Source organism: Klebsiella sp. P1927, assembly GCF_018204675.1.
Taxonomy (GTDB): Bacteria; Pseudomonadota; Gammaproteobacteria; order Enterobacterales; family Enterobacteriaceae; genus Klebsiella; species Klebsiella pneumoniae.
The window spans coordinates 5455358-5467928 of the sequence record NZ_CP073377.1; the positions used below are offsets into that span (position 1 = coordinate 5455358).

General features: G+C 60.0%; 12 protein-coding genes. 7 read left to right on the forward strand and 5 right to left on the reverse strand.

Annotated elements, in window-relative coordinates:
* The first annotated feature begins 121 nt into the window (after positions 1-121).
* Complete coding sequence (gene tusA, locus KB892_RS27035; RefSeq protein ID WP_002920858.1) at positions 122-367, forward strand: sulfurtransferase TusA; 246 nt, start codon at positions 122-124, stop codon at positions 365-367.
* A gap of 103 nt (positions 368-470) precedes the next feature.
* On the opposite strand, the gene zntA is transcribed toward tusA, so the two are convergent.
* Both zntA and KB892_RS27045 read right to left on the reverse strand, forming a co-directional pair.
* The gene (zntA, locus tag KB892_RS27040; RefSeq protein WP_004151416.1) at positions 471-2681 is read right to left on the reverse strand and encodes a Zn(II)/Cd(II)/Pb(II) translocating P-type ATPase ZntA; all 2211 of its coding nucleotides are present in this window, start codon (positions 2679-2681) and stop codon (positions 471-473) included.
* A gap of 78 nt (positions 2682-2759) precedes the next feature.
* Positions 2760-3386, reverse strand: a complete 627-nt coding sequence (locus KB892_RS27045; protein WP_002920827.1) for a lysoplasmalogenase — start codon at positions 3384-3386, stop codon at positions 2760-2762.
* A 150-nt stretch (positions 3387-3536) separates the two neighbouring features.
* On the opposite strand from KB892_RS27045, the gene KB892_RS27050 reads away from it, so the two are divergent.
* Complete coding sequence (locus tag KB892_RS27050; protein WP_004173989.1) at positions 3537-3887, forward strand: DUF2500 domain-containing protein; 351 nt, start codon at positions 3537-3539, stop codon at positions 3885-3887.
* A 13-nt stretch (positions 3888-3900) separates the two neighbouring features.
* On the opposite strand, the gene KB892_RS27055 is transcribed toward KB892_RS27050, so the two are convergent.
* Both KB892_RS27055 and rsmD read right to left on the reverse strand, forming a co-directional pair.
* Positions 3901-4176: a DUF1145 family protein gene (locus KB892_RS27055; protein WP_002920822.1), complete on the reverse strand. Its 276-nt coding sequence runs from the start codon at positions 4174-4176 to the stop codon at positions 3901-3903.
* Positions 4166-4762: a 16S rRNA (guanine(966)-N(2))-methyltransferase gene (gene rsmD, locus KB892_RS27060; protein WP_002920820.1), complete on the reverse strand. Its 597-nt coding sequence runs from the start codon at positions 4760-4762 to the stop codon at positions 4166-4168. Before rsmD ends, KB892_RS27055 begins: the two co-directional genes overlap by 11 nt.
* Positions 4763-4944: 182 nt before the next feature.
* Here rsmD and ftsY point away from each other — a divergent pair, with 182 nt between their 5' ends.
* The 4 genes from ftsY (at position 4945) to rpoH (ending at position 9311) form a co-directional block, all read left to right on the forward strand.
* A complete protein-coding gene (gene ftsY, locus KB892_RS27065) occupies positions 4945-6468 on the forward strand; it encodes a signal recognition particle-docking protein FtsY (protein WP_002920818.1) in 1524 nt (507 codons plus the stop codon).
* 2 nt (positions 6469-6470) lie between these two features.
* On the forward strand, positions 6471-7139 hold the full coding sequence (gene ftsE / locus KB892_RS27070) for a cell division ATP-binding protein FtsE (RefSeq protein ID WP_002920817.1): 669 nt from the start codon (positions 6471-6473) through the stop codon (positions 7137-7139).
* Positions 7132-8187, forward strand: a complete 1056-nt coding sequence (gene ftsX / locus KB892_RS27075; protein WP_002920816.1) for a permease-like cell division protein FtsX — start codon at positions 7132-7134, stop codon at positions 8185-8187. The genes ftsE and ftsX overlap by 8 nt, the downstream gene beginning before the upstream one ends.
* A 269-nt stretch (positions 8188-8456) precedes the next feature.
* Entirely contained in the window at positions 8457-9311 is an 855-nt protein-coding gene (gene rpoH / locus KB892_RS27080) for an RNA polymerase sigma factor RpoH (protein WP_002920815.1), read from the forward strand.
* A 52-nt stretch (positions 9312-9363) separates the two neighbouring features.
* On the opposite strand, the gene KB892_RS27085 is transcribed toward rpoH, so the two are convergent.
* Positions 9364-10887: a MocR-like pyridoxine biosynthesis transcription factor PdxR gene (locus tag KB892_RS27085; RefSeq protein WP_004200671.1), complete on the reverse strand. Its 1524-nt coding sequence runs from the start codon at positions 10885-10887 to the stop codon at positions 9364-9366.
* 118 nt (positions 10888-11005) lie between these two features.
* Here KB892_RS27085 and KB892_RS27090 point away from each other — a divergent pair, with 118 nt between their 5' ends.
* Positions 11006-12271, forward strand: a complete 1266-nt coding sequence (locus KB892_RS27090) for a 4-aminobutyrate--2-oxoglutarate transaminase (RefSeq protein ID WP_002920814.1) — start codon at positions 11006-11008, stop codon at positions 12269-12271.
* Positions 12272-12571 lie beyond the last annotated feature (300 nt).

The window sequence follows — 12571 nt, forward strand, 5'->3', positions numbered from 1 at the left end:
GGCTGCATGATACTGCGTTGCCGGCGTAATGCAATGGTTGTTTTTCGCGCAAACGTTAACCTGGCTTGCGTACTGGCGAGCAGGGGGTAAACTAGGGCCGTTTTGTTGACGTGAGACTAAAATGAGCGAACTTTTCTCCACTCCTGACCACACCCTGGATGCCCTGGGACTCCGCTGCCCGGAGCCGGTCATGATGGTGCGTAAAACCGTGCGGACGATGCCGGTGGGCGAGACGCTGCTGATTATTGCTGACGATCCGGCCACCACCCGCGATATCCCGGGATTCTGCCGCTTTATGGAGCATGAGCTGGTGGCCCAGGAAACCGAAGCCCTGCCGTACCGCTACCTGATCCGCAAAAGCCACTGAGCCTCTCCCGGATGGCGGCGCGTAGCGCCTTATCCGGGCTACCCGACGGTCTGGAACCGTAGCCCTGCTAAGCGTAGCGCGAGCAGGGAAGCCGGTATCGATGCTACAACTTCTTACGCAATAACCGCAGCGCGTTAGCCGTTACCAGCACGGTGGCGCCGGTATCCGCCAGCACCGCCAGCCACAGACCGGTCAGGCCGAGCAGGGTGGTGACGAGGAAAATCCCCTTCAGCCCTAAGGCAATCGCGATGTTCTGGCGGATATTGGCGTGGGTGGCGCGCGCCAGGGAAATCATCTGCGCCAGGCCGGTCAGACGGTTATGGGTCAGCGCGGCGTCGGCCGTCTCCAGCGCCACGTCGGTTCCGCTGCCCATGGCGATGCCGATGGTGGCCGCTTTCATCGCCGGGGCGTCGTTGATACCGTCCCCGACCATCGCCAGCGGCGCGTCGGCATTCAGCGCTATCACCGCGTTGACCTTGTCCGCCGGTAGCAGACCGGCGCGGAATTCCAGCCCCAGTTCGCTGGCGATGGCCGCCGCGGCGCGCGGGTTATCCCCGGTAAGGATCACCCCCTGAACGCCCAACTGATGCAAAGCATCCACCGCCTGACGCGCGTCGTCGCGCAGGGTATCGCGCAGCGCCAGAATGCCGAGCAGCGTCTCGCCGCGCATCACCAGCACTACCGTTTGCCCGGCGCTTTCCAGCTGCTGGATCTGCGCCTCATGCTCTGCCGGGGCGGCTTTGCTGGCTGCGCAGATCAGGATGCGGCTGCCGTTGACTTCGGCTTCGATACCAGAGCCCGCCAGCGCCCGCTGGCCGCTGGCAAGCGGAATGCTCAGCTGACGCCGCTGCGCTTCACGGACGATAGCCTGCGCCAGCGGGTGGCTGGAGCCTTGCTCCACCGCCGCCGCCAGCGCCAGCAGCGCGTTGTCGTCAACTTCGGCCGTGGCAATAACCGAAGTCACCTGCGGCTGGCCGACGGTCAGGGTGCCGGTTTTATCGAACGCCACCTGGCGCACCTGGCCCAGCTGCTCCAGCGCCGCGCCGCCTTTGATTAGCGCCCCGCGGCGGGCGGCGACCGCCAGGCCGGAGGTGATGGCCGCCGGCGTGGAGATGACCAGCGCGCACGGACAGCCGATCAGCAGCAGCGTCAGCCCTTTATAAATCCACGGTAGCCAGGCGCTGGCGAAGAACAGCGGCGGGACAATGGCGACCAACAAGGCCACCACCATAATGGCCGGGGTGTAGATCCGGCTGAAGCGGTCGATGAAGCGCTCGATTGGCGCCCGACGCTCCTCAGCCTCTTCAATCAGCTTCAGGATGCGGTCGATGGCGCTGTCGCCCGGTTCGGATATCACGGTAAGCTGCACCAGGCGATCGACGCTGGTGGCGCCCGCCGCTACCCGTTCCCCGGCCTGACGCTCCACCGGCACCGACTCGCCGGTCAGGGCGCTTTCATCAAAGCTGGCAAACGGCGACAGCAGTTGTCCATCCGCCGGCAGACGCCCGCCGGCAGCCACTTCAATCACATCTCCGGGACGCAGGTCGCGCTGGGCGACGGTTTCCCGCACGCCGTTGCGCAGACGGATGGCGGTGTCGGGCTTCAGCGCCATCAGCGCGCTCACCCCCTGCCGTGCGCGGCTGGCGGCCCAGCCTTCGAGACGCTCGCCGATCAGGAACAGCAACAGCACCATCGCCGCCTCCGCGGTGGCGCCGATAAACAGCGCCCCGATGGCGGCGACGCTCATCAGCGTTTCAATGGCGAACCAGCTCCCGCTCTTGATCAGGCGTAGCGCCTGGCGGGCAACCGGCCACAGGCCAACCAGGGTGGTGGCAATAAAGGCCAACTGACCGGCAGGGTGGTTGGCCTGCTCCAGCCCCCAGCTCAAGGCCATCATGATAACCAGCGTCAGTAACGGCAGATTGTCGCGCAGCAGCGACCCTCGGGTTTGCTTAGCTGCGGGAGCATCGGCATCGCGCAGCGTATACCCCGCCTGGCGGACCGCGTTCTCAACCTGAGCGCGGACATCGCCCTCGGCGTTAACCAGCAGCTTTTCTGTGGCGAACAGCACCTGGACCTGACTGACCCCGGGCACCTGACGGACCGCGGTTTCCACCTTGCGGGCGCAGGCGGCGCAGTCCATGCCATCAACTTGCCAGCTATAGCGGGCGTCGCTAAGCGCTTCGGCGGCAGGGGCGGACTCTGTGGCGCAGGCGTGATCTGTACAGCAGCTCTCCGCCGGGGCGGTTGCTGGCCGCATGGTGAAAGACGAGAATTGTGGAACTTTTTTATCCTGCGCGTCTGGAGTCGACATGGCACCCTCCGGGAAATGATAATTTTCTCATTAGCCGTAGGATACACTCTGGAGTCGACTCCAGAGTCAAGAACTAAATTACAGGTACAGCGCGCGCACGATCAGGAAGTGGCCGGCAAAGTAGAACGCGGCGGCGATGGCGTTATCGGCGCGGAAGCGGCGACGATAGTGGCTCACCAGCCACACGGCATTGCTCAGCAGCAGCAGGGCTGCGCCGGCGAAACCGGACAGCGCGGTGTTGGTGGGGCGGACAAACCACAGCTCACCGGCCAGCCAGACCATTACCAGCGTCATTCCGATAAAGGTCAGCACCGGCATTTTCATCTCTTCCAGCCGACTCCAGATCACCGCCATTAGCAGGGCGCCGAATACCAGCAGCACCAGCGGCAGCGGCCAGAAGAACGACAGCGTCAGCTGGCTGGCGAACCAGATGGTATACAGCAGATGTGACAGGAAGAAAGCGCCCACCGCGTACATCACCCGCTGGCGCGGCAGCAGGGTCAGGGCGTCGCCGAGCAGCGAGGCGCACAGGCCAGCCAGCACCAGATAGCTGATGGCATTGAACATCGGCGCCTGCCAGGCCAGTAACAGCAACAGAATCAGGGTGACAGGTTTAAAAACCCAGCGTCGCCATGCCGGCCCACGATAGGATGCATCGACATAAAGCCATGCGGAGAAACAGACAGCAATAAATGACCAAAGCATAGTAAGTCCCTGTATCTGTTATCATAAAGAAAGTTACGGATGCGTGATGCTACTACTCAGTGTAGTGGTTTGGCGTAGCAGATGACAATGTTATTCCCGACGCAGTATGCTGATTCCTGATATTTTTTATGGGTAACCTTGATGAGTAAAATGCCCCTCTTTTTTGTTCTGGTCGTCGCGGTGATTGTGGTGGCGGCTTCGTTTCGCTATGTCCAGCAGCGCCGTGAGAAACAGGCGAATGACGCCGCGCCGTTGCTACAAAAGCGGGTTATCGTCAGCAATAAACGGGAAAAAGTGATTAACGATCGGCGCTCGCGGCAGCAGACGGTGACGCCTGCAGGCAGTGAGATGCGCTATGAAGCGAGCTTTCGCCCCGAAAACGGTGGGCTGGAGGTGGTGTTTCGCCTTGACGCGCCGCAATATCACGCGCTGAGCGTCGGCGATCGTGGGATGTTGAGTTATAAGGGCACAGCGTTCGTGGCGTTTACGCCCGATCCCTGAGCCCTTTTCAGGACTATTTTTTCAGCGTCGCCTTCAGTTTTTTCTGCCAGGCCACGAGCTCAAACACGCCGAAAATAAAAATGCGGATTTGCTCAAAGCGGCTCAGCGGCGGCGCCTCTTTCGGCTGCGTCGCCTTGAGCAGCGTCAGCTGCAGACCGTGCATCAGGATCATGAAAATCAGCGCGACGTTGACAAAGATATTCAGCGGCTTCGGGAAGGGCTGAAACAGATTCAATAACAGAAAGGCCCAGACGCACAGCATCAGCAGGCGGCCTAAATTAATCAGCATGGTGCTCTCCTTGGGCCTCACGTTGGTAAAGACGGTAGGCGACCTGTCCGGCCACTTTTTCACGATACAATTGCCAGTTAGCCGGCACCGGCGGTAAGCCGTTTTCGACTTCGCTTTCGACGTACACCAGGGCCTCATCGGCCAGCCAGCCTTGTGTCTCCAGCAGACGTAGCGTCTCCTCCAGCAGCCCCTGACGGAACGGCGGGTCGACGAACACGATCTGGTGCGGGGTCCCCGGCTGGCTCAGGAAGCTGAGGGTGTTGGTGGTGATCACCTTGCCGCGATCCGCTTTCAGGGTGGCGAGATTTTTTTGCAGCTGCTGGGCTACGCCGCGCTCCATCTCCAGCAGCGTGGTGCTGGCCGCATAGCGGGACAGCGCTTCCAGCCCCAGCGCGCCGCTGCCGGCAAAGCAATCGAGGCAGTGCGCGTCAACAATGGACGGCGCCAGCCAGTTAAAAAGGGTTTCGCGAACCCGGTCGGTGGTCGGCCGCAGGCCCGGGCTCTCCGGCACCGGTAATTTACGGCCGCGCCATTGCCCGCCGATGATGCGGATCTGACCGCTGCCCGCGTGGTTTGGTTTTTTCATCTCTCTGCTCAAGTCTCAACTTCCAGCCTGCTATTCTAGCGATCGACGGCGGTTGACGAAACCTTAATCCGGGGGCGGTGCTGCGAGTTAAGTTAAGTGATAGACTATCCAACTAATTTCATCATTTTTTCAGCTTCTGATGAAGCTGCGCCATGAATAAACAGCGAGGAGTGTGGTCGCAAATGGCAAAAGAGAAAAAACGTGGCTTCTTTTCCTGGCTGGGCTTTGGACAGAAAGAACAGGCACAGGAAACCGAGACAGAGCAAAAAGTAGAAGAACAGCAAGCGGTTGCCGAAGAGATACCGGCGGTTGAAACCCCTGCTGAGCCGAGCGCGCCGAAAGCAGACCCGGAGGCGTTTGCCGAAGACGTCGTCGAAGTGACCGAGACGGTGGTCGAAAGCGAAAAAGCGCACCTCGCGGAGCCTGCCAGCGCGCAGGAAGAAGAGTGGGTGGAAACGCCTGCTCTGACCGAAGAAACGCCTGTTGTTGAACCGGAGCCCGCGGTCAGCGAACCGCCTGAACAGCCTGCGGTGGTTGAGCCGCTGGCGGAAGAGGTTATCGCCGAACCGGTGGTGGCGGAAGCCGTAGCAGAGCAGCCTGTGGAAGGCATCGTTGTCCAGCCGCAGGAGACAGAAGCGCCCGAAGAGGACGCGCCGTTAAGCGATGAAGAGCTGGAAGCGCAGGCGCTGGCGGCCGAAGCGGCAGAAGAGGCGGCGGTAGTGGTGCCGGCGCCCGAGGACGAGGCGCCGCTTGAAGCGCTGGCTCAGGAGCAGGAAAAACCGACAAAAGAAGGTTTCTTCGCCCGCCTCAAACGTAGCCTGCTGAAAACGAAGCAAAATCTCGGTTCCGGATTTATCAGCCTGTTCCGCGGTAAGAAGATCGACGATGATCTGTTTGAAGAGCTGGAAGAACAGCTGCTGATCGCCGACGTCGGGGTGGAAACCACCCGCAAGATCATTACCAACCTGACGGAAGGCGCCAGCCGTAAGCAGCTGCGCGATGCGGAAGCGCTGTACGGCCTGCTGAAAGAAGAGATGGGCGAGATTCTCGCCAAAGTAGACGAGCCGCTGAACGTTGAAGGCAAAACGCCATTTGTTATTCTGATGGTCGGCGTGAACGGTGTGGGGAAAACCACTACCATCGGCAAGCTGGCGCGTCAGTTTGAACAGCAGGGTAAGTCGGTGATGCTGGCGGCGGGGGATACCTTCCGTGCGGCGGCGGTGGAACAGCTGCAGGTCTGGGGCCAGCGTAATAATATCCCGGTGATCGCCCAGCACACCGGCGCCGACTCCGCCTCGGTGATTTTCGACGCCATTCAGGCGGCGAAGGCGCGTCATGTTGACGTACTGATTGCCGATACCGCCGGGCGTTTGCAGAATAAATCGCACCTGATGGAAGAGCTGAAGAAGATTGTCCGGGTAATGAAAAAGCTGGACGTCGACGCGCCGCACGAGGTGATGTTAACCATTGACGCCAGCACCGGGCAGAATGCTGTTAGCCAGGCCAAACTGTTCCATGAGGCGGTAGGTTTGACCGGGATCACCCTGACCAAGCTGGACGGCACCGCCAAAGGCGGCGTGATCTTCTCGGTGGCCGATCAGTTCGGCATTCCGATTCGCTATATTGGCGTCGGCGAGCGTATTGAGGATCTGCGTCCGTTTAATGCGGGCGACTTTATTGAGGCACTTTTTGCCCGAGAGGATTAAGAATGATTCGCTTTGAACAAGTCAGCAAAGCCTATCTCGGTGGGAGACAAGCGCTGCAGGGGGTGACCTTCCACCTGCAGCCGGGCGAGATGGCGTTTCTGACCGGCCATTCCGGCGCAGGGAAGAGTACCCTGCTGAAGCTTATCTGTGGTATCGAACGGCCCAGCGCCGGGAAAATCTTCTTCAGCGGTCATGAAATCAGCCGTCTGAAGAGCCGTGAGGTGCCGTTCCTGCGCCGCCAGATCGGTATGATTTTCCAGGACCACCATTTGCTGATGGATCGTACCGTGTATGACAACGTGGCGATCCCGCTGATTATCGCCGGCGCCAGCGGCGATGATATTCGTCGTCGCGTCTCGGCGGCGCTGGACAAGGTTGGCCTGCTGGACAAAGCGAAGAATTTTCCCATTCAGCTCTCCGGCGGTGAACAGCAGCGCGTGGGAATCGCTCGCGCGGTGGTCAACAAGCCGGCGGTGCTGCTGGCGGATGAACCGACCGGCAACCTCGACGAGGCGCTCTCGGAGGGGATTTTACGTCTGTTTGAAGAGTTTAACCGCGTCGGGGTGACGGTACTGATGGCCACGCACGATCTGGGGCTTATCTCCAGTCGTCCGTACCGCGTGCTGACGCTTAGCGACGGCCATCTGCATGGAGGCATTCGGGGTGAATAAGCGCGACGCAATGAACCAGATTCGCCAGTTCGGCAGCAAGTTCGATCGCCTGCGCAACGCCGCGGGCGGCGGCGGCGGCGGGCGCAATGCGCCAAAACGGCCGAAAGCGGCGCCTAACCCGGCCTCGCGTAAGAGCAACGTATTCAACGAGCAGGTGCGCTATGCCTGGCACGGCGCGCTGCAGGATCTAAAAAGCACGCCGCTGGCGACCTTCCTGACGGTAATGGTCATCGCCATTTCGTTGACCCTGCCAAGCGTCTGCTACATGGTCTACAAAAACGTCAGCAGCGCGGCGTCCCAGTATTATCCCTCGCCGCAGATCACCGTTTATCTGGAAAAAACGCTGGATGACGATGCCGCGGCGCGGGTGGTGGGCCAGCTGCAGGCGGAGCAGGGCGTCGACAAGGTAAACTATTTGTCCCGTGACGAGGCGCTGGGGGAATTCCGTAACTGGTCTGGCTTTGGCGGCGCCCTGGATATGCTGGAGGAGAACCCGCTGCCGGCGGTCGCCATCGTGGTGCCGAAGCTGGATTTCCAGAGCACCGAGGCGCTGAATACCCTGCGCGATCGGGTATCGCGGATCCAGGGTGTCGATGAAGTGCGGATGGACGACAGCTGGTTTGCCCGTCTCTCCTCGCTCACCGGGCTGGTAGGACGCGTGTCGGCGATGATCGGCGTGCTGATGGTGGCGGCGGTGTTCCTGGTGATCGGCAACAGCGTGCGCCTGAGCATCTTCGCCCGCCGCGATACCATTAACGTTCAGAAGCTTATCGGCGCCACCGACGGCTTTATCCTGCGTCCGTTCCTCTACGGCGGAGCGATGCTGGGCTTTTCCGGCGCGTTTTTATCGCTGATCCTGTCGGAGATTCTGGTAATGCGCCTCTCGTCGGCGGTGACCGAAGTGGCGAAAGTCTTCGGCACCCAGTTTGAGCTGAGCGGCTTAGGCTTCGACGAGTGTCTGTTGATGTTGATCGTCTGCTCGATGATCGGGTGGGTAGCCGCCTGGCTGGCGACAGTGCAACATTTACGTCACTTTACTCCCGATTAATAAAAGCGTGATATAATCTTTCCCTGCTGCAATGAGTTCCTGTTCGCAGGGAAAGATACCGCAAGCTTGTTCCCCTTTTCCTGCCCTCACTTTTTCATCGTGGTGTCACATTTTGTGCGTAATTTATTCACACCGTTGCATGGAACTTGTGGATAAAATCACTGTCTGATACTAATGTGAGTGATATTCTCGTTGCTCATGAATGCTGGCATGCTTGTTGCCTGATGGGGACAAGAACGCGTCAGAAGATATCAATTGAGAGGATTTGAATGACCAAAGAAATGCAAACTTTAGCTTTAGCCCCCGTTGGTAACCTGGAATCGTACATCCGGGCCGCTAACACTTGGCCGATGCTGTCGGCTGATGAAGAGCGGGAGCTTGCTGAAAAGCTGCATTACCAGGGCGATCTGGAAGCAGCGAAAAAGCTGATTCTGTCTCACCTGCGCTTTGTTGTTCACATTGCTCGTAACTACTCGGGCTATGGCCTGCCGCAGGCGGATCTGATCCAGGAAGGCAATATCGGCCTGATGAAAGCCGTGCGTCGCTTCAACCCGGAAGTGGGTGTGCGCCTGGTCTCCTTCGCCGTGCACTGGATTAAAGCCGAAATTCACGAATACGTGCTGCGCAACTGGCGTATTGTGAAGGTCGCTACCACCAAAGCACAGCGTAAGCTGTTCTTTAACCTGCGTAAAACCAAACAGCGTTTGGGTTGGTTCAACCAGGATGAAGTGGAAATGGTGGCCCGTGAGCTGGGCGTGTCGAGCAAAGACGTCCGCGAGATGGAATCCCGTATGGCGGCCCAGGACATGACCTTCGACATGTCGTCCGACGATGAGTCCGACAGCCAGCCGATGGCGCCGGTCCTGTATCTGCAGGACAAAACGTCTAACTTTGCCGACGGCATCGAAGACGATAACTGGGAAGAGCAGGCGGCGAATAAGCTGACTGACGCGATGCAGGGCCTGGACGAGCGTAGCCAGGACATCATCCGCGCCCGCTGGCTGGACGAAGATAACAAGTCCACGCTGCAGGAACTGGCCGACCGCTACGGCGTCTCCGCAGAGCGCGTGCGTCAGCTGGAAAAGAACGCCATGAAAAAACTGCGTGCCGCTATCGAAGCCTGATACGCCACGCCTGCCTGATACCTGATATCAGGCTCCCCGATAACGCCCCGCCTCAGGTTGGGGCGTTTTGTTTTTCTGCGTCCTCCCGGAGCAGGAGCATCTGCGGGCAGTGCGTCTGCAGGCAGCCGAGTAAGACGCTGAACGCCGACGCCATCTGCTCTTCGGGCTGGCTGGCGAATCCCATCAGTAATCCTTTCTTGCGCGCCGCCGTCAGGTAGTAGCGCGACAGCGGCCGCACCAGAATGTGCCGCGCATTGGCCTCTCTGGCGATCGCCACATCGTCAGCCTCTGCGGGCAAATTGAGGATCAAATGCAGCCCGGCATTATCGCTGAAGTCAGACAGGGCGTACGGCATACAGTGCTGCTGGATAAGCTCAGTTAAAAAGGCGCGGCGACGGCTGTAGAGCAGCCGCATACGGCGGATATGGGCCGAATAGTGGCCGGCGGTAATAAACTCCGCCAGCGCCATCTGGATCAGCGAATGGCCGCCGCGGTAAAGCTCAGCATGGGCGTGCTTCAGGTCGCTGACCAGCGGCCGCGGGATCACCACGTAGCCCAGGCGCAGGCCGGGATAGAGCGTCTTGCTGAAGGTGCCGATATAGACCACCGGGGCGTCGGCGACCAGACCCTGCAGGGCGGGGATCGGCTGACCGGAAAAGCGAAACTCGCTGTCATAATCATCTTCGACGATCCAGCTCCCCTGCTGACGGGCGAGCGCCAGCAGCCGCTGGCGGCGCTCAAGGCTCATCACCGCGCCCAGCGGATACTGGTGGGAAGGCGTAACGAAGATCAGCCTCGGCGCATCGTCAACCGTCTCCGGCGGGCACAGGCCGTTGGCATCGACGGTCAGGGGCTCTGCCCGAACGTCGTTCATCGCCAGCACGTGGCGGATCCCCCAGTAGGAAGGCTCCTCCACCCACGCCAGATCGCCGTTATCACACAGCATGCGGGTGACCAGATCGATCGCCTGGTGGATCCCCTCGGTGATAAGAATTTGATCTGACTGACAGTGGACGCCGCGCGACACGCGCAGATAATCCACCAGCGCCTGCTGCAGTTCCGGAGTGCCGCCGTTGCAGCTATAGCTGAGCCGCTCCGGTTTGGGCCGACGGCTGATGCGGGCCTGGATCTTACTGAACAGCGGGTGGGGAAAGGCGTTAACGTCCGGCACGCCGGGTATAAACGCTCCCCACTGGCGCGGGCTGGCGCTGACCTGGCCGAGCAGATGTTGGCCTCGGCGTGAAAGATGCGCCGTCGGTGCTGCGATACTGCTGTTTTCTTGCTGACCTTTAGCCGTCAATGAGCTCTCAGGGGCGGTTTGGGCAACGAATGTTCCGCTTCCCCGACGGGAAACCACATATCCTTCCGCCAGCAATTGTTCATAAGTTGTTAATATGGTGTTTCTTGATACGCCAAGTTCGCCCGCCAGGTCCCGCGACGGCGGCAGACGGCTTTGCGGTGCCAGCGAACCGTCGAGGATCGCGCGGCGCAGCGCGTTATATAAGCGTTTGTGCAGAAGAGGATCCCGCTCTTCCTGCAGACGGACCAGCACCAGGTCACCCACCAGCGAACGCAATTGGATCCCTCAGATATTCAAAATTGGTACTCGATTATAGGGCCAACTCCTGTGTAAATAAACGACATCGTTTCTAATTTGTTGCGATAACGTGACATACACGACAGGAGATTCGCAGGTGAAAAGCTCAGAACTGAATCAACGTCGCCAGCAGGCGACGCCGCGCGGCGTAGGCGTAATGTGTAACTACTTTGTCGAGAAGGCGGAAAACGCCACGCTGTGGGATATCGAAGGCAATGAGGTGATCGATTTCGCCGCCGGGATCGCCGTGTTAAATACCGGTCACCGCCATCCGAAAGTGGTCGCCGCGGTTGCCGACCAGCTGCAGGCGTTCACCCACACCGCCTATCAGATTGTGCCGTACGAAAGCTATGTTTCGCTGGCGGAGCGTATCAACGATCTGGCGCCAATTGACGGGCCGGCAAAAACGGCTTTCTTCACCACCGGCGCGGAAGCGGTCGAGAACGCGGTGAAAATCGCCCGCGCTTACACCGGTCGTCCGGGGCTGATTACCTTCGGCGGCGGTTTCCACGGCCGTACCTTTATGACCATGGCCCTCACCGGTAAGGTCGCGCCCTACAAAATCGGCTTCGGGCCATTCCCGGGCTCGGTGTATCACGGCGTTTACCCCAATGCGGCGCATGGCGTGACCACCGCGGATGCGCTGAAAAGCCTGGAGCGCATTTTCAAAGCGGATATTGCGCCGGACCAGGTAGCGGCCATCATTCTCGAGCCGATCCAGGGGGAAGGCGGCTTTAACGTCGCGCCGGCCGATTTTATGCAGGCGCTGCGCGACCTGTGCGATACCCACGGCATTCTGCTGATCGCCGATGAAGTGCAGACCGGTTTCGCCCGCACCGGCAAGCTGTTCGCTATGCAGCACTATGAGGTGAAACCGGATCTGATGACGATGGCGAAAAGCCTCGCCGGCGGTTTCCCGCTGTCGGGCGTTGTCGGCCGCGCCGAGGTGATGGATGCGCCAGCCCCAGGCGGGCTGGGCGGAACCTATGCCGGTAACCCGCTGGCGGTGGCCGCGGCGCACGCGGTGCTGGATGTGATTGCCGAAGAGCAGCTGTGTCAGCGCGCTGAACAGCTGGGTAGCCATCTGCAGGAAGTGCTCAACCAGGCGCGCGCTACCTGCCCGGCGATCGTAGATGTCCGCGGCCGGGGGTCGATGGTGGCGGTGGAGTTTAACGATCCGCAAACAGGCGAACCGTCGCCGGAATTCACCCGCCTTGTGCAACAGAAAGCGCAGGAGAACGGCCTGCTGCTGCTGAGCTGTGGCGTCTACGGCAACGTGATCCGCTTCCTGTATCCGTTGACTATCCCCGACGCCCAGTTCTCGAAAGCGCTGGATATTCTGGCGCGCGTACTGAAGAGCTAACGTCTCCCCGGCGGGCTGCGGCGGCAGGGAAGCCGAACAGAAACAGGACGCCGCAGCCGGCTGTTTATGCTCAGCGTGAGTGGTTTATCACTCTGATATCACCTTTTTTCCGGCGGTGAAAACCGCCGGAGTAAAACGGAATCTATGGTCACTCCCGTTTTTGCAACACCGATTTTGACGACAAGTTGGCTTGCTTGAATCTATCCGGCGTCTGAATGGGATTTTATTCCCGCGCCTCGATGAGTTCCGCGCCTGATGAACCTCCAGAAAATATACGGCTTCAATGAGCCTTTCCGTTTT